The sequence below is a fragment of the Parvularcula mediterranea genome, assembly GCF_013085255.1.
GTDB classification, from domain to species: domain Bacteria; phylum Pseudomonadota; class Alphaproteobacteria; order Caulobacterales; family Parvularculaceae; genus Parvularcula; species Parvularcula mediterranea.
Genome location: NZ_JABFCX010000002.1, coordinates 442,731 through 459,882, shown reverse-complemented (window position 1 = coordinate 459,882; position 17,152 = coordinate 442,731). Strand labels below are relative to the sequence as shown.

Annotated in this window: 17 protein-coding genes; 9 read left to right on the top strand and 8 right to left on the bottom strand. The window is 62.0% G+C overall.

Features of this window, described 5'->3' with window-relative positions; translation table 11 throughout:
* The first annotated feature begins 1 nt into the window (after position 1).
* The 7 genes from HK107_RS02815 (at position 2) to mgtE (ending at position 8,040) form a co-directional block, all read left to right on the top strand.
* Positions 2–1,600: an NADH-quinone oxidoreductase subunit M gene (locus tag HK107_RS02815; protein WP_173196598.1), complete on the top strand. Its 1,599-nt coding sequence runs from the start codon at positions 2–4 to the stop codon at positions 1,598–1,600.
* A complete protein-coding gene (gene nuoN, locus HK107_RS02810; RefSeq protein WP_173196596.1) occupies positions 1,597–3,054 on the top strand; it encodes an NADH-quinone oxidoreductase subunit NuoN in 1,458 nt (485 codons plus the stop codon). The genes HK107_RS02815 and nuoN overlap by 4 nt, the downstream gene beginning before the upstream one ends.
* A complete protein-coding gene (locus HK107_RS02805; RefSeq protein ID WP_173196594.1) occupies positions 3,051–3,767 on the top strand; it encodes a biotin--[acetyl-CoA-carboxylase] ligase in 717 nt (238 codons plus the stop codon). The genes nuoN and HK107_RS02805 overlap by 4 nt, the downstream gene beginning before the upstream one ends.
* A gap of 33 nt (positions 3,768–3,800) precedes the next feature.
* Positions 3,801–4,574 (top strand): type III pantothenate kinase, encoded by a 774-nt coding sequence (locus HK107_RS02800; protein WP_173196592.1) that lies wholly within the window; start codon positions 3,801–3,803, stop codon positions 4,572–4,574.
* A complete protein-coding gene (locus HK107_RS02795) occupies positions 4,571–6,238 on the top strand; it encodes a ribonuclease J (protein ID WP_173196590.1) in 1,668 nt (555 codons plus the stop codon). Before HK107_RS02800 ends, HK107_RS02795 begins: the two co-directional genes overlap by 4 nt.
* 2 nt (positions 6,239–6,240) lie before the next feature.
* Positions 6,241–6,483 carry a DUF1467 family protein gene (locus HK107_RS02790; RefSeq protein ID WP_173196588.1) on the top strand — a complete coding sequence of 81 codons (243 nt, stop codon included), beginning with the start codon at positions 6,241–6,243 and terminating at the stop codon, positions 6,481–6,483.
* A 99-nt stretch (positions 6,484–6,582) separates the two neighbouring features.
* Positions 6,583–8,040 (top strand): magnesium transporter, encoded by a 1,458-nt coding sequence (mgtE, locus tag HK107_RS02785; RefSeq protein WP_332871476.1) that lies wholly within the window; start codon positions 6,583–6,585, stop codon positions 8,038–8,040.
* A 55-nt stretch (positions 8,041–8,095) separates the two neighbouring features.
* On the opposite strand, the gene HK107_RS02780 is transcribed toward mgtE, so the two are convergent.
* On the bottom strand, positions 8,096–8,812 hold the full coding sequence (locus HK107_RS02780; protein ID WP_173196586.1) for a TorF family putative porin: 717 nt from the start codon (positions 8,810–8,812) through the stop codon (positions 8,096–8,098).
* Between the two features lie 272 nt (positions 8,813–9,084).
* The gene (locus tag HK107_RS02775; RefSeq protein WP_173196584.1) at positions 9,085–9,729 is read right to left on the bottom strand and encodes a DnaJ domain-containing protein; all 645 of its coding nucleotides are present in this window, start codon (positions 9,727–9,729) and stop codon (positions 9,085–9,087) included.
* A 100-nt stretch (positions 9,730–9,829) separates the two neighbouring features.
* Between HK107_RS02775 and HK107_RS02770 the strand changes: the two genes are divergently transcribed.
* Positions 9,830–10,102 carry a BolA family protein gene (locus HK107_RS02770; protein ID WP_173196582.1) on the top strand — a complete coding sequence of 91 codons (273 nt, stop codon included), beginning with the start codon at positions 9,830–9,832 and terminating at the stop codon, positions 10,100–10,102.
* Here HK107_RS02770 and HK107_RS02765 read toward each other — a convergent pair.
* Entirely contained in the window at positions 10,075–11,328 is a 1,254-nt protein-coding gene (locus HK107_RS02765) for a TCR/Tet family MFS transporter (RefSeq protein WP_173196580.1), read from the bottom strand. The genes HK107_RS02770 and HK107_RS02765 overlap by 28 nt on opposite strands.
* A 148-nt stretch (positions 11,329–11,476) precedes the next feature.
* On the opposite strand from HK107_RS02765, the gene HK107_RS02760 reads away from it, so the two are divergent.
* Entirely contained in the window at positions 11,477–12,442 is a 966-nt protein-coding gene (locus HK107_RS02760; protein ID WP_173196578.1) for a hypothetical protein, read from the top strand.
* Here HK107_RS02760 and HK107_RS02755 read toward each other — a convergent pair.
* The 5 genes from HK107_RS02755 to HK107_RS02735 all read right to left on the bottom strand — a co-directional run bounded on the left by HK107_RS02755 (position 12,439) and on the right by HK107_RS02735 (position 17,067).
* Entirely contained in the window at positions 12,439–13,149 is a 711-nt protein-coding gene (locus tag HK107_RS02755; RefSeq protein ID WP_173196576.1) for an NAD-dependent deacylase, read from the bottom strand. The two genes, HK107_RS02760 and HK107_RS02755, sit on opposite strands and share 4 nt — an antisense overlap.
* A 3-nt stretch (positions 13,150–13,152) precedes the next feature.
* Positions 13,153–14,058, bottom strand: coding sequence for a patatin-like phospholipase family protein (locus tag HK107_RS02750; RefSeq protein WP_173196574.1), 906 nt, complete (start codon positions 14,056–14,058; stop codon positions 13,153–13,155).
* A gap of 65 nt (positions 14,059–14,123) precedes the next feature.
* Entirely contained in the window at positions 14,124–15,395 is a 1,272-nt protein-coding gene (locus tag HK107_RS02745; protein WP_173196572.1) for an HlyC/CorC family transporter, read from the bottom strand.
* Entirely contained in the window at positions 15,392–16,495 is a 1,104-nt protein-coding gene (aroB, locus tag HK107_RS02740; protein ID WP_173196569.1) for a 3-dehydroquinate synthase, read from the bottom strand. The genes HK107_RS02745 and aroB overlap by 4 nt, the downstream gene beginning before the upstream one ends.
* Positions 16,492–17,067: a shikimate kinase gene (locus HK107_RS02735; protein WP_173196567.1), complete on the bottom strand. Its 576-nt coding sequence runs from the start codon at positions 17,065–17,067 to the stop codon at positions 16,492–16,494. The genes aroB and HK107_RS02735 overlap by 4 nt, the downstream gene beginning before the upstream one ends.
* Positions 17,068–17,152 lie beyond the last annotated feature (85 nt).

Here is a 17,152-nt window from a genome sequence, read left to right as displayed (position 1 = left end):
CATGGCCGAAAGCACCACAGATATCCCCTGGCTCTCGCTGATCACCTTCCTGCCTCTGATCGGTGCAGCGTTCATCGCCTTTCGCCGCTTCATGGCGACGAGTGGCGAAGATGAAAGCGTTGCGCAGGCTGCGCGCCGCGTGGCGCTCCTGACCACGGTCGCAGGCTTTGTTCTCACGGCGTTTGTCTACTTCGTTCTGTTCGACACGACACAAGCTGGCTTCCAGCTGGTCGAGGAAGCGAACTGGATTGGCGAAGGCATTGGCTACAAGCTCGGCGTAGACGGAATATCCGTCCTCTTCGTGTTCCTGACGGCGTTCATCATGCCGATCTGTATCCTGGCGAGCTGGAGCTCGATCAAGACGCGGGTCAGCGACTACATGATCGCCTTCCTGGTCCTCGAGACCGCGATCATGGGCGTCTTCACGGCGCTCGATCTGGTCCTCTTCTACGTCTATTTCGAAGCATCGCTGATCCCGATGTTCCTGATTATCGGCATCTGGGGAAGCCCCGGCACGCGCGAGATCTTCGGCCGCACGGTGTCGAACCGGGTCTACGCAGCGTTCAAGTTCTTCCTCTACACGCTCCTCGGCTCGCTCCTGATGCTGATCGCCCTGATCTACATCTACCTGACGGTGGGAACGACGGACGTACCGACCCTTCTGCAGACGGACTTTGCCGAGGGTGTTCAGCGCTGGCTCTGGCTTGCGTTCTTCGTCAGCTTCGCAGTGAAGATGCCAATGTGGCCGGTCCACACCTGGCTGCCTGACGCTCACGTTCAGGCGCCTACCGGCGGTTCGATCGTTCTGGCGGCCATCCTCCTCAAGATGGGCGGCTACGGCTTCATCCGCTTCAGCCTGCCGATGTTCCCGGATGCCAGCGTCTACTTCTCCGGGCTCGTCTTTGCGCTGAGCGTCATCGCGATTGTCTACACCTCGCTCGTGGCCTTTGCGCAGGAGGACATGAAGAAGCTGATCGCCTATTCGTCCGTGGCCCACATGGGCTTTGTGACCATGGGCCTCTTCACCGGCACTCAGCAGGGCATCGACGGCGCGATGTTCCAGATGCTCAGCCACGGCTTCATCTCGGGCGCGCTCTTCCTCTGCGTCGGCGTCCTCTATGAGCGGCGTCACACCCGTTCGATCTCGGCATTCGGCGGTCTTGCGAAGTCGATGAAGGTCTTCGCCTTCTTCTTCCTCTTCTTCTCGATGGCGAATGTCGGCCTTCCGGGCCTGTCAGGCTTCATCGGCGAGATCCTGACCATGATCGGCGCCTTCCAGATCAACACCTGGGTGGCAGCGCTCGCCGCCCTCGGCATGATCCTGTCGGCCGCCTACGGCCTCAGGCTCTACCGCGAAGTGGTCTTTGACCAGCCGAAAGATGCCGAGGCGACCACGCCTGATCTCAACCGCAGGGAGCTTGCGCTTCTCACGGTCCTCGGCGTGATGACCCTTTATCTCGGTGTCCGTCCGACGCCGACCCTCGACGTCTTTGCGGTTCCGACCGCGCCTATCAGTGAAGAAGTCCTCGCAGCCCACCAGCGCATGGAAGCGCGCAAGGCTGCTGAGACCGAACTGGCCGAAAACGAGGTCCAGGAATGATCCAGCCCTTCGTCGACGTTCAGCTCCTCCTGCCGGAGCTTTTCCTGTCGCTCGCCGCCATGGCGATCCTGATCATCGGTGTGTTCCTCAAGAACGATCACACGCGGATGCTCTCCTATGCTGGTGCGCTCTCGCTGCTGGTCGCGTGCTTCCTCGTGCCGTCTACGGAAGGTCCGGCCTCCGCATTTAACGATGCGTTCCGCGCTGACGCTTTCTCTCGCTTTGGCCGAATTGCAGTGTTCATCGCCGCTGCTTTGGCGCTCCTGATCAGCCACGCGTTCTTCAAGCTCGAGAAGCTTCTGCGTCCTGAATATGTCGTCCTGGTGCTGCTCAGCGCCATCGGCATGGGCCTGATGGTTTCCGCCACGGACCTCATCTCGGTCTATCTCGGCGTCGAGCTGCAGTCGCTCTGCGTCTACATCATGGCGACCCTGAACCGCGATTCGAAGCGGTCGACAGAAGCTGGCCTCAAATACTTCGTGCTCGGCGCATTGTCCTCGGGCTTCCTGCTCTACGGTGCATCGCTGATCTACGGCTTCACAGGCTCGACCCAGTTCGCGGACATTGCAGCAGCCAGCGTCTCGACCGACAGCCCTGTTGGCCTGTCCTTCGGCCTCGTGTTCTTCGTGTCGGCACTCGCCTTCAAGGTATCCGCCGCGCCGTTCCACATGTGGACGCCGGACGTCTATGAAGGCTCGCCGACCCCGGTGACTGCTTTCCTCGCCGCAGCGCCAAAGCTTGCAGGCATGTTCCTCTTCGGCCGCGTTCTGGTTCAGGCCTTCCCGGGCCTGACGGATCAGTGGCAGCCGGTCCTTTGGCTCATCGCAGCTGCGTCGATGGTTGTCGGTTCACTGAGCGCCATCGTCCAGACGAACATCAAGCGCCTGATGGCTTACTCCTCGATCGGTCACATGGGCTACGCACTGATCGGCGTCACCGCAGGCACCGCCACGGGGATCAGCGGCATGGTCAGCTACATGCTGATCTATCTCATCATGACTCTGGGCGTCTTCGCCTGCATCCTGATGATGCGCCGTCCTGAAGGCATGGCTGAGAACATTTCGGACCTTTCAGGCCTCAGCCAGAGCCGTCCGGGCCTGGCAATTGCGTTCACGGTCCTGTTCCTGTCGCTTGCGGGCATCCCTCCGTTCATCGGCTTCTTTGCGAAGTTCTTCGTCTTCACCGCGGCGGTGGAGGAGGGGCTCTTCATCCTCGCTATCGTCGGTGTGGTGACGAGTGTGATCGCGACCTTCTACTATCTCTCCGTGATCAGAACGATCTGGTTCGCCGAGCCTGCGCCGGACTTTGTGCGCGAGCATGATACGATCGTCCGTGTGACGGCTATCGGTTCAGCCGTCGTCGTGACGATTGGCCTAGTCTTCCTGATCGGCCCGCTCGCCTCTTCGGCTGGCACGGCGGCAGAAGCGCTCTTCCCAGTCAGTTCGGCCGGGTGAGGCATCTCCGCCTCGAAAGCTGCGCCTCGACCAATGACGAGGCGCGGCGTGCTTTCGAAGCGGGCGACGCGCTTCCGCTCCTGATCAGCGCTGCCGAGCAGACCAAGGGCCGCGGCCGTGAGGGCCGGGCTTGGTCTCAGCTTCAGGGCAATTTCGCTGGCAGTTTCCTCGTCATGGCCACCCGCGCGCTCCTTTCGGAGCCGGGGGCCTTATCGCTTATCGCAGGGCTAGCGATCAGGGATGCGCTGTCCGCCTTCGGCGCGAACCCCGCCGAGTTGAAGCTGAAGTGGCCCAACGACGTCCTCCTCTCGGAGAAGAAGGTCGCCGGGGTGCTCTCCGAGTTTGTCGAGGACCAGAGCCGCCGCGCCTTCATTGTCGGTATCGGCGTCAACCTGCGGGAAGCGCCAGACCAGACCCTCTTCCCAGCTGCTGCAGTTTTCGCGGATGGCGCACCTGATCCGAGCGCCTTCGGCGACACCCTCGGCACGGCGCTGACGCGCTGGATTTCGCAGGCTGAGGCCCACGGCATGCCAGCTATCCTCGAGGCCTGGAAAAAGCAGGCCTGGCGGCTGGGTGAACCCCTGGCGATCCGGACCTCCGGCGTTCCGCTCGAGGGCGTTTTCGAGGACCTCGATCCCCATGGACATCTCCGCCTGCGGCTGCCCGACGGCACCATGCGCACAATCACGGCAGGCGACGCTGCGCGCACGTGACGTGGCCCGGCCTTTCGTGCAGAAGGCGCCCCTATGCTTTTGGCTATCGACGTAGGTAACACGAACACGGTCTTCGCGCTGATCGACGGCAGCGAAACCAAGGAGAGCTGGCGCGCCGCAACGATGCCTGAGCGCACGGCGGACGAGTATGCCGTCTGGCTGACCCAGCTTCTTGCGCTCTCCGGCCATGGCGGCCTCAAGACCATCAAGCGCTGCATCATCTCGACGGTGGTGCCGCAGAGCCTTTTTCATCTTAGGAACCTCAGCCGCCGCTATGTCGGAGTCGAGCCGATGGTCGTCGATGCCAATATTCCCGGCATCGAGGTCCGGATCGACCGGCCGAGCGAGGCGGGCGCTGACCGTCTTGTTGGCGCCGTGGCGGGTTATGTGAGCTATGGCGGTCCACTGATTATCGTGGACTCTGGAACAGCGACCACCTTCGATATCGTGGCCGAGGATGGCGCATTTGAAGGCGGCGTGATCGCGCCCGGCATCTATCTCAGCCAGAAGGCCCTCCACGAGGCCGCAGCCCAGCTGCCGCGCATCGCCATCGCAGAGCCCGATCGCGCCATTGGCAAGACCACGGTGCAGGCTCTCCAGTCTGGCACATTCTACGGCTACATCAGCCTCATCGAAGGCATGATCGAGCGTATCAAATCCGAATACGGAAAGCCGATGACGGTCGTCGCGACCGGCGGCGTTTCCTCTCTCTTCGAAGGAGCAACCAAAGCCATCGACCATTTCGACCCCGATCTCACCATCAGTGGACTGATAGAGATAGCCAGACGGCTGGAGGAGGAGGCATGAGCGACGACTTTGTCTTCCTGCCCCTCGGCGGCTCGGGCGAAATCGGGATGAACCTGAACCTTTACGGGTTCGGGCCTGCGCATGCGCGGAAGTGGTTCATGATCGATTGCGGCGTGACGTTTGCCGGCGACGACCTGCCGGGCATCGACCTCATCACCCCGGACATTGACTATCTTCTCGATGAGATTGATCAGGGAGCGGAATTCCTTGGCCTCGTCCTGACCCACGGCCACGAAGATCATATCGGTGCCGTGGCGCATCTCTGGCCAGCCTTTGAAGGCCCGATCTACGCAACCCCGTTCACGGCGGAGCTCGTGCGCCGCAAGTTTGCGGAGACGGGCGAGCATGATGCGCCGATCAAGGTCATGGACCTCGGTGCGCGGTTCCAGCTCGGACCGTTCGATCTTGAGTACATCACTCTTACCCACTCGATCCCTGAGCCTAACGCAGTCGCGATCCGGACACCTCTGGGTCTTGTTCTGCACACAGGCGATTTCAAGATCGATCCGCGGCCAGTGCTCGGTGAAGAGACCGATCACGATACGCTTAAGGCCCTGGGCGAAGAGGGTGTTCTCGCGATGATGTGCGACTCGACCAACGTCTTCTCCGAAGGCCGGTCGGGCTCTGAAAGCGATGTCGCGGATGCTCTGGTGCAACTCATCAGTGAGCAGAAAGAGCGCGTAGCCGTTACGACGTTTGCATCGAACGTCAGTCGGCTGGTCTCGGTCTGCCGTGCTGCGGTGAAGGCGGACCGTTCGGTCTGTCTCCTCGGGCGGTCGATGCTGCGCATGACGGACGTCGCGCGTCAGGTCGGTCTACTGCCAAACGGCGTCAGCTTCGTTGAGCCGAATGAGGCGGGCTATCTGCCGAACGACAAGGTCCTCTACCTCTGCACCGGCAGCCAGGGCGAGGAGCGGGCTGCCCTTGGCCGGATCGCTCGGGATGAGCACCCTGAGCTTGTCCTGAATGAGGGCGACACGGTCATTTTCAGCTCCAAAATCATTCCAGGCAATGAGCGTCCGATCTTTGAGCTGATGAACCAGCTGACCGAGCAGGGCGTCACGGTGATCACGGAGAGCGATGCTTTTGTGCACGTCTCGGGCCATCCGAACAGGGACGAACTCAAGGACATGTACCAGATGGTCCGTCCCGAGCTCGCGATCCCCGTCCACGGAGAGCCCCGCCATCTGGCCGAGCACGGCGCCTATGCGACGACCATTGGCGCGGATCGCGCCATCGTCCCCCAGAACGGCGACCTGATCCGGCTCGCGCCCGGTGAGGCGAAGAAGATCGATGAGGTGCCGTCAGGCCGGCTCTACCTCGACGGCAAGATCCTCCTCGCGGAGGGGGACACCGCGCTCCGCCAGCGTAGGCGGCTCGCCGAAGAGGGCGTGATTGTCGTGTCCGTCGCGATCAACAAGGACGGGAAGATCAAGGACCGCGCTCCGATCTTCGCCAAAGGTATTCCGCAGGAAGACGATGAGGGCGAGGAACTGCTGTCCCTCATCGAAGAAGCCGTGGACGAGGCGCTGGATGCGCTGCCACGGCCCAAGCGCCAGAGCGACCGCGACGTCGAGATGCAGGTGCGTCGCGGCATCAGGTCAGAGCTGACACCCCGCTGGGGCAAGCGCTCTGAGATAGCTGTCCATATACTGAGGGTCTGATCATGGGTGTCGGCGGAAGCATCGTATCCTTCGTAATGATCTGGTGGCTGGTCCTCTTTGCGGTCCTGCCGATACGGCCCAAGTCTGTCTGGGAAGAACCTGACCAGCATGCGAAGGGGACCGACCGCGGTGCGCCGATCGATCCTGCCATCTGGTACAAGGTCAGGCTGACCACCATGATTGCGGTGCCGATCTGGATCGTGGTCTTCGCCGTCATTTCGAGCGGTATACTGAGCAGTGACTGACGATAGCGTGAGGCGACTGAGATTCTGAATTGTGGAAAACCGGCTAAAATGCTATGGGCTGGTCATCCCAACAATTCATCACCGGAGATTGCCTGACGAGTGTCTGAAACCCTGACGCCTGAGCCGCCCCACGCCAACGAGTTGCCGCCCGAAGAGCTGGAGCAGGATGCTCCGCTTGACGAGAGAGGGAACCTGACATCCGAATTCGTTCGGATGATCCGTGAGCGGATCGACGAACGGGACGATGACGAGGTCAGGCGGCAGGTCGCCGAGCTCAAGCCCGCCGACGTCGCAGACCTGATCGAGCAGCTTGGCGAGGACGACACACGCAAGCTGGTCGAGATCGAGGGGGCCGAGCTTCCAGCGGAGGCGCTGGCTGAGCTGGAAGATGGTGCGCGCGACACGGTCATTGACGCGCTCTCGACCGAGCAACTGGCCGAAGCCGTCGCGGAGCTCGACACAGATGAGGCAGCCTTCGTCCTCGAGGACATGGGGGAGAAGGACAGGGCGGAAGTCCTGGCCGAGATGCCGATCGCCGATCGGCTCGCCCTCAAGGCTGCGCTTGAATATGACGACGAGACCGCTGGCCGGATCATGCAGCGGGACGTCTTCGCGGCGCCCGGCTACTGGACTGTTGGCCAGATCCTCGATCGTCTGCGATCTGTCGAGCGCCTTCCAGAGACGTTTTACGACGTGTACGTGGTCGACCCAGGCTACAAGATCATCGGTCTCGTCCCACTGAGCAAGTTCATCAAGGCCAAGCGTGACCAGATCGTTCAGGAGCTTTGCACGCCCGAACCGATCGTCATCGACGCGAAGATGGACCAGGAAGAGGTTGCCTACCTCTTCGAGAAGTACAACCTCATCTCAGCGCCCGTCGTCGATGATTCCAAGCGTCTCGTAGGCATGGTCACGGTGGACGATGTCGTCGAGATCGTCCGAGAGGAGATCAACGAGGACATGCTCGCGCTTGCGGGTATCGAGGAAGACAACGCGATCAACATGCCGATCAGGAAGGTCGCGCGGTCCCGCTTCGTCTGGCTGCTGGTGAACCTCGGCACAGCGATCCTCGCGAGCTTCATCATTGGCCTCTTCGACGCGACGATCCAGCAGATGGTGGCGCTCGCTATCCTCATGCCGATCGTGGCCAGCATGGGCGGCAATGCCGGGACGCAGACGATGACGGTCGCGGTGCGGAACCTCTCCACACGGACATTGACCGGGGCCACAGCGGTTCGGGCTGTTTGGAAGGAGACGGCCGTCTCCGTCATCAACGGCGCTGCCTTCGCGGTGCTGATGGGTGTCGCGGCCGGTCTTTGGTACGCAGGTCTCGTCGGTCAGCCGAGGGCGGAGGCCACAGCACTCGGATCGGTTCTGGCGGCTGCGATGATCATCAACATGCTCTGCGCAGGGCTCGCGGGCATCCTGATCCCGCTTGGGCTTCAGAGGGCAGGGCAAGACCCTGCCGTCAGCTCTGCGGTGTTCGTCACCACGGTGACGGACGTCGTCGGCTTCTTTGCCTTCCTGGGGCTGGCAGCGACGTTCCTCGTCAACTGAAGCGAAGCGCTGGCAGGCCGCCGATCCCCCTCGGCGACCTGCCAGCCAGGCGTCCCTAGAGCGGGAAGCTCAGGGAGAGGACGACCATCCCGTCGCAAGCGTCGCCGCACTCGCTGTCGGAGAGGTCCGTGTCCTCGTAGGTCACACCAAAGGTGAACTTGTTGGGCGTGTAGGCGACGCCGAGCGACCATGAGCCATAGTCAGGAACGCCGTAGACGGAGCTTTCCTCGACATACTGCCAGCCATAACGGCCCGTCACCGAGATCGCATCGCTGAAGGCGTAGGAGGCATTGGCCTCGGAATAGGTGGCGACGCCCGACATTCCAAAGAAGTCTGGCGAGATGTAGTTGGCGAGCCCAACCGTCCAGTCGTCGAAGCTGCGGCTCCAGGTGGCATAGGCCTCGGCGTAGCCAAGATCATCCGCACCCAGATAGCTATAGTAGATGGCCCCGACATTGATCGAGTTCTCGCCATAGCTGAACCCATAGTCGACAATGAAGTCGAGCTCGGTGTCGGCGAATCCTTCGACTGAGGAGCCCCAGACCGAGACGGTCAGCCCGTTCTTGCTGGCGCTCAGCGATCCCTGGAACGCCGGGTCATTGGTCGACTGGGAGATACCGCGGAAGCGATAGTCCGTGACCAGCGTGATGCCGCCAGAATAGGCCCAGCCGTTGAACATCTGGGCGCTGGCCGTGCCGCCCCCCAGCACGCCCATCGCGCAGATGCTCGCTACGGAATAGTAAAGTGCCTTTCTGGCCTTCGATAGTCGCATAATCCACCCTTCCTGTGTGCAACGCAGAAGAGAGGCTAGGGAACTAAGCTTCGCAGTCGCAAGCAGCTTATGCTGCGCTGCGTCGTAAAAAGTTCATTCGCGGCATGAATGTTGCTAGACCGCAACAAATCTTAGCAGAAAACTGTTACGAGGGAGCATTTTAGATCGATGTCATCTATTGATCGGGACTTTAGTGCTCAAAAATCTTGCGGCGCGAATCAAAAAGGGGCGCCGTGAGCGCCCCTCGCGTCCTTCTCAACCCGCTCGATGGATCAGCAGAAGCCAGCCTTCTTGAGGATCTGGTGGGCCTTGATGACCTCCTGCAGCTGCTCCTCGGCAGAGCGGTCGCCCTCGTTCGAGTCCGGGTGGAACCGCTTCACGAGCTCCGCATAGCGCTTGCGCAGCTCCGATGAGGAAGCGTTCGCTTTAAGGTTCATCGTGCGGAACGCCTGGAGCTGGAGGCGGGTCAGTTTGCGGCCTTCGCGATAGACACCCTCGTCTGGCCCCGAATTTTCCATACGGGTGTTGCCGCCGATTGCGTCGTCGATCTCCGCCATGCCTTCCATGCCCGCCCGGGCAGCAGCGGCAGCGCGGCCGTTCTTGGACATCTTCCACGTCGGACGGTCGCCATAGCGCGCAGCGTCGCGCATCTGCGCGGCCTGGGCGTCGGTCTTCCCCTCGAAGAAGTTCCAGTTCTTGTTGTGCTCCCGCGCGTGCACGGTGCACAGCCAGAGATATTCGTTCATTGCGTCCGGCGCCTTGGGCGCACGGGTCTCCGCCGGCTTGTCGCAATCGTCCCGGTCGCAGGTGCGCGTCTCGGTCTTCGCCCAGGATTTCCGGGCGTTCCGCGAGCCTTTGGTGGGCTTGATACGGATGTCGAAGCCGTGTCGCGGCTTGTAGCTGTAGTCGTCGGCCATGGTGTGATTATGGTGCTTGTGAGGTGTCGGGAACAGGCTTGACTTACCGCTTGTTCGCAGGCGGACTGTCGCGCTTTTTTCCCCAGATAGGAGAAATTTTATGGGTCAGGTTGCTGAAGCGATCGAAGGCAAGCTCAAGGGGCGGTTTGAGCCTCTGGTTTTAGAGATTGTGGATCAGAGCCATCTTCACAAGGGGCACGCTGGCGCACCCGAAGGCGGGGAGAGCCATTTCCGCGTGAAGATCGTCTCCGAGCTGTTTGGCAAGATGTCGCGGCTCGAGCGCCAGAGGGCCGTGAACGAGACCCTGAAGGACGAGCTCGCTGGGCCTGTCCATGCCCTTTCAATTCAGGCACTGACCCCCGGCGAGGCCTGAGCCTCTTTCCGGTTCGCCCGGGATACGATGACCGCGAAGGGGATCATCGACGCCATGATGCAGATGCCGCCGAGGAGCAGCGGCGCACCCGGGAAGACGATGCCTTCGCTGTCGGTGTACTCAGTGAAGATCCGGGTCATGACGAGAGGGCTCGTCATCATGGTCAGGGACATGACGCTGGCGATTGCCCCCTGAAGCTCACCCTGGCTGTCCGCCGGAATGGCGGAGGACATGAGGCCCTGCATGGCCGGCATCATGAGGCCGCCAAGGGCGCCCACGGCGATCCAGACATAGATCCACATGCCCGTCGGCGCGAAGAACGCGTAGCCGATGAAGCTGATGGTCATGGACGTCGCGCCGATCAGCACGGCCCTCGGCTCGCCGATCTTGGGGATCAAGGTCCGGGTCAGCCCGCCTTGCACCAGCGCCGCCGTCACCCCCACGAAGGCGAGAGCGAAGCCGATGTCGAGGCCCGACCAGCCATACTTCTGGACAGCGAAGTAGCTGAAGACCGCGGGCAGCGAGTTGTGCGCGAACTGCATCAGGAAATAGGCGCCGAGCACCACCATCACGATACGCACCCGGGTCACGGACCAGAGGCTGCCGAACGGGTTGGCGCGCGCCAGCGAGAACGGGCGTTTCTTGAAGTTCGTTTCCGGGAAGAAGAAAAATCCGAAAACAAAGTTCATCGCGCCGAGCGCTGCCGCTGCATAGAACGGCGCGCGGACGTCGATCGTCGCGAAAAGCCCGCCAACCAGTGGGCCGATAATGAAGCCCAGGCCGAAGGCCGCGCCGATCAGGCCGAAATTGCCCGACCGCTTCTCCGGCGGGGAGATGTCGGCGATCACCGCATTGGCGGTGGAATAGGTTGCCGAGGTCGCCCCTGACAGGAACCGCGCGACAACGAGCCACGCATAGGTCGGGGCCAGCGCCATCAACAGGAAGTCGAGCGCATAAAAGGCGAGCGAAATCAGAAGCACAGGCCGCCTGCCATAGCGGTCTGACAAACCGCCCATCACCGGCGACATGAAGAACTGCGCCAGCGCGTAGACGAAGTAGAGCACGCCGCCATAGGTCGCGGCCTGGCTGACGTTCTCACCGGTCACCTCCATCAGGAGCTGGGGCAGGATCGGCATGATGATACCAAAGCCGATCATCGACAGAAGCACCGTGATGAACATGAAGGTGAGCGCCGCGCGCGGCGAGGGGAGGGTCTTTTCGCTCATCAAGAGGCTGTGCGCTCCGCCGTGGGAACGGTCAAGCTGGGACACAGCCGCAGGGCGTGGGCCTAGCTTGTTCGGCAGTTGGCGGTGGTCGGCAGCCTGTTTTTGGGGTTAGCAGAAAGACCGTGAGAACAATCAGCTGAGAGCAGAGATGGCGCAAAGACCTCAGGATCCAATCGAGGAGGAGCTCGACGAAATCCAAGACATTTTTGGTGTGAATCGTGAAGTCGCGGAAGAGATACGGCTCAATTTCGATCAGCCGCCGAAGGGGTGGTTTGCACACCAGCTCTCGATCTGGGGGTTCTTCATCATCATGGTTGGTGGGTTTGGAGTTGGTTGGCGCTGGATTTGGCCCTACTTCGAGCGGCTTCAGGATACTCATGCCGCCGAACAAGCGACACAGATTGGTGCGATCCTGGTCGGCAATGACTTTGGATTTGGGATGTTGGCCTGGCTTTTCGGGTGGATCTTCTCAGCTGGTGCAGTCCTAGCGCTGGTTTATCTCGTGCTGCCATTGAACAAGCGGTTTAGTCGTGTCCACGACGCCATGATGAGCAGCGACTCGCAGCCTTTTGGAGCTGGTGCGTTGAACGCCGTGGCGGAGCATGCCAGCAGTGTTACGTCCTCTGACGAATTCGCCCGCCGCTGGCTGCTAGAGTACATAAGGCGCGTGCTTCGCATTGCGTCGCTGCCAATAGCGGTTGGTGTTGTTCTTATCTGGGCTGAGCTCACGTCAGGAGACTACATCACCGAAGAGGAGGTCGTGATTGACCGGTTTATTCCGTTTACAGAGAATAAGATCCTTCCATGGTCTACAGCGGAACTTGTCGAGCTGGGCTGCAATCAAACTGACGACGGGGCGTCGTTGGTTTATAAAGTGGTATTCCCCACGCGCTCCGTCCGTATCTCTTCGGCGGACCCTGTGAAGGGCACGGATTATCTCGCTTCTCTGGAGGCGATAGATGAACGGCTAAGAGCTTCGAACGCCGAATTCGTTCGCTGGGAATGGCTCAAGCGAGACCCTCTTAACCCAAAGTGCCTTCGATCTTTTTACGGAGAGTATGAGCCGGGTGGGAAGGCACGCATCGATAGGTTGCTACGGGTTGGCCAACTTTAGCTGCTGAGAACCTCATCCACCCAGGCAGGGACGATCTCGCTGGCCTTTCCGTAGCGCGCTTCGGTGAAGAGCGTCGCATTGTCCGATGCCTCGAGGTTCAGCTCGACCCTCGGGATGGCGCGCTGTCTTGCGAAGCCGACGAGGCCTGCCGCTGGGTAGACGCTGCCTGACGTGCCGACGGCGACGAAGAGGTCAGCTTCCATCATCGCTTCCTCGACCTCGTCAAAGCCGCGAGGGATTTCCCCGAACCAGACGATATAAGGCCGCATGGTTTTCGCATCGCAGGCCGGGCAGGGAGTCTCCGTCGAGAGATCCTCCGTCCAGTGATGGACCTTGCCGCAGCTCGTGCACTCCGCCTTGTCGAGGTGGCCATGGATCGGGAGGATCCGTTCGGAGCCTGCGCGCTGGTGCAGGTTGTCGACGTTCTGGGTGACGAGGGTCACCGTGCCGCCTGCCTTCACCGTCTCGGCCTCGAGCTTCGCCAGTGCGAAATGCGCCGGGTTCGGATCAACGCTCGGTAGCTGCGCACGGCGGGCATTGTAGAAGGCGTGGACCAGCGCAGGGTCGGCGGCGAAGCCCTCCGGCGTGCAGACCTTCACGGGGTCGTTCTTCACCCATGCGCCGTCTGGATCGCGAAAGGTATCAACGCCGCTGTCGGCAGAAACGCCTGCGCCGGTGAGGATGACGATGTTCTGAGCCTTGGCCATGGCTCAGGCCATAGCAGGTTCCGTCTCCGGCCTCCAACGGCGCCCGCGCCAAGTGGGATCGCCGATCTTGTGAGGCCGGGTCCAGTCGAGATCACCGGCCCGCCAGAGCTTCAGGAAGCCCTCACCGTCTTTCTCGCCGAGGTCCCAGGCCTCCTGCACTTCCTTTGACTCGGTCAGGTCGATCTTGCCCGTGGGTATGGTCTCCGACGGCATGATGAAGATGCGGTCTTCCTTATGCGGAAGGTGGCTGAAATAGCTCGCGAGCAGGCAGAGCGTTGGGCCGTTTTCTTCGCTGGGCATGGGCGCATCGCTCATCGAGCCGCCGTCGATCACCGGCAGGTTGTCCCAGCACTCGAACTGGAAGACAGGGGGGATGCGCGCTGCGGTCGTGATCAGCTCTGCAAGCCTCCCATCACGGGCGGCTTGAGCGAGGTCGGCGCGGATTTCGCGCATGCCGAGCTTGCGGGTCCAGCTCTTGTCGGTCGCGTCCTTCACTGCGCGTTCGATCAGGTAGGTGATGAGCGAAACTGTCGCTCCTACCGCATTGGGGTAGCGGGCGGGCAGCTCCGTCAGGACGACTTCGATGGGTGGGCCCGACGCAATTTTCGCGACGGCCTCCTCGTCAAAGACCTTGTCCACGACACGGCGGTAGGCCTCTTCGTGGGGCATGAAGCCGAGGTGGCTCGACGGCCAGTGGAAGTTGCGGCTGTGGCGGAACTGGATGCGAGTAAGGCGGAGAAGTTCAGGACCGAGCCGCGCTGCAAAGCCTGCCGCGATCATCGCCCCGCCTGAAACGCAAGTGATCCGCCTGGGTTCGAGGCTGATCTCGTCCCTGACCCGGTGAAGAAAACCTGCCTGCCAGAAGCAGCGCGTGCCGCCCCCTGAAAGCACCAATTGTTCGAAGCGCATCGCTCGGCTGCTCCTTTCGTGAGGAAGGAACAGCCGCGCGGGCAAAATGTCTCACCTGGGGTGTATCAGGCCGCTTCTGCGAGGGGGACGACTTTTAGTTTTGTGACCTGGTTCCGGCGCTTGGCGAGGATTTCGAAGCGATAGCCGTGGAAGCTGAACATCTGCCGGACATCGGGGATGCAGCGGCCCTCGTGGATCACCAGGCCCGCAATGGTCACCGCTTCCTCGTCAGGCAGGCGCCAGTCCATCATGCGGTTGAGGTCGCGGATCGTGACATCGCCATCGACCAGCACCGCGCCATCGGACTGCTTCTCGACGCCGACAACGACCACGTCATGCTCGTCCTCAATCTCGCCGACGATCTCTTCGAGAATATCCTCAAGCGTTACGAGGCCGCGAAGCGTTCCGTACTCGTCAATCACAAGGGCGAAGTGCATCTGCGAAGTCTTGAAGGCGTCGAGCTGCTCTTGAAGCGTGGTGGTCTCCGGCACGAAGTAGGGCTGCATCGCGATTTCGCGAATGTCGACCTTGTCCGGCTCGTTCCCCACTTTCCACAGGGCACGGAGCATATCCTTGGCGTGGAGGACGCCGACGACATTGTCCGGGTCTTCGTCATAGAGAGGGATGCGCGTGTGGTTCGACGCGAGCACCGCTTCGACGATCTCGATCTGGGGCGTGTTCACGTCCAGCATCTCGATCGACTTCCGGTGGAGCATGATGTCCTCGACGGTGATGTCGTCGAGTTCGAGGGCGCCCCTGATGATGTCGCGCGCTTCTTTCTCCATCTGGCCTTCTTCGTGGTGCAGTTCGATCGCACCCTTCAGCTCTTCATGGGCGGAGAGGGCGTCATCCATCGCCGTGACGTCGAGGCCAAAGACCCGGTGCAGGGTCGTCCTGACGATGGCGCTCACCACACTGACGATCGGCGCGAGCACCGCGACGATCCTGCGCATGATCGGTGCGACGAGCATCGCGATGCTATCGGCGCGGGCGATGGCAGCCGTCTTGGGCATCACCTCCGCAAAGACGAGGACCAGCAGGGTCATCACGATGGTCGACAGCGCCACGGCCATGCCGCCTTCGCCGAAGAGCTGGATGAACAGGCCCGACGCCAGCACCGAAGCGAGGATGTTCACTGCATTGTTGCCCAGGAGGATCGCGCCGATCATCCGCTCGCGGTCCTCGGTCAGCTTGCTGACGGCCGCGGCCTTCTTGTCGCCCTTGAGCTCAAGCGAGCGCATCCGCGCGCGGGATGTGGCGGTGAGGGCCGTCTCCGATCCTGAAAAGAAGGCGGAGAAGCAGAGAAGAAGGAGAATGAAGAGAGCTGTCGTGATCATAGCTTGGGCAGTTGGGCCTCCTCGCCCAGGAAGTCCAGAATGCGGGCTTCGTCCTGATCCTTCGCGACGAATGCTTCGCCGAGCCGCTTGAGCAGGATGAGCGTCATGGCGCCGCTGTCCACCTTCTTGTCCTGTCTCATGTGCAGGAGAAGTCGGCCCGGATCAGCAGGGATGTCCGGGACATCGGCGAGACGTGTCGGCAGGCCTGATCTCGCGACCAGAGCTTCGAACCTCTCCGCTTCGCCGGGGCTCAGGTGTCCTTCGCGCTCGGAGAAGCGGGCCGCCATGACCATGCCGATGGCGACGCCTTCGCCGTGGAGGATGCGTCCGTCATACTGGCCCTCCGCCTCGATCGCGTGGCCGAAGGTGTGGCCGAGATTGAGGAGGGCGCGCCGGCCGCGCTCGGTTTCGTCCTCGGTGACGATGGCCGCCTTGGCCCGGCAGCTGACTGCGATCGCTTCAGTGAGCGCAGCTGGCTCGAGCGCGAGGACGGCATCACCGCGCTCGCCGAGCCATGACAGGAACTGCGGATCGCCCAGCGCGCCGTACTTGATGACCTCCGCATAGCCAGCCAGCAACTCGCGTTTTGGCAGGGTGCTGAGAAAGCTCGTGTCGATGGCGACGAGGGAAGGCTGATGGAACGCGCCGACAAGGTTCTTGCCTGACGCCGTGTTGATCGCTGTCTTTCCGCCTACGGAACTGTCGACCTGTGACAGGAGCGTCGTTGGCAGCATGACGAGCCTGCAGCCGCGCCTGAGCGTCGCCGCGCAGAAGCCTGCGAGGTCTCCTGTGACGCCTCCGCCGAAGGCGACGACGCTCCCGCCGCGCTCGACACCTGCTTCGAGGAGCTTCTCGCTGACGTCCGCATAGCTCTGCCAGCTTTTGGTGGCCTCGCCGGAAGGTACAGTGATGAGGGGCAGCTCAGGCAGGACCTTGCGCAGCGCATCTTCGTGCTGTGCGAGCACCGCCTCATCGGCTACGATAGCGCTAGGCTTCGCCGTCAGGCGCCTGAGCTCCGGCCTGCAGGCCTCCAGCGCACCAGGCCCGATGCGGACAAGGTACTCACGCCCCGGCAGGTCAACGGAAACGTCAGTCGTCATATCGTCTCGCCTTCGCGAACGCGCTTCCTCAGCGCCTTGATGATGGAACCGACCGTGTCCTTGTGCGGGCCGTCCTGCGAGAGCACCGTGACGTCAGCCTGCGCGTAGACAGGGCTACGCTCTTCGATCAGCTTGCGGAGGATATCTTCCGGATCGCCGCGCTTCAGGATCGGCCGCGTGTCCCTCAGCGCCGTGCGCCGGACATGGGTCGCAAGGTCTGCCTTCAGCCAGACGGATGTGCTGGTCGCCTTCACGAGCGCCCGCGTTTCCTCGTTCATGAAGGCACCGCCGCCCGTCGCGAGCACCGAGGGGCCCGACTCCAGAAGCCGCTGCATAACCTTGCGCTCGCCCTCGCGGAACTCCTCCTCGCCGTAGATCTCGAAGATATCGGCGATGCGCATGCCCGCCGCTTCTTCGATCTCATCGTCAGCATCGGCGAAGGGCACGCCCAGCTTCTTGGCAAGCCGTCGCCCTGTGGTCGATTTGCCAGCGCCCATCAGGCCGACCAGCACGATGGGTCGGGTCAGGCGAAGCTCAGGGCGCGGGAAGGGGAACCGGGCGACGTTGTTCATAGCGCGGGAACGCTAGGCTGATCCCGCGCTGGATTCCACTGCCTTCCTTTGCGCTGCGCCCGAGGCTGGACGAAGACTGTGTTGC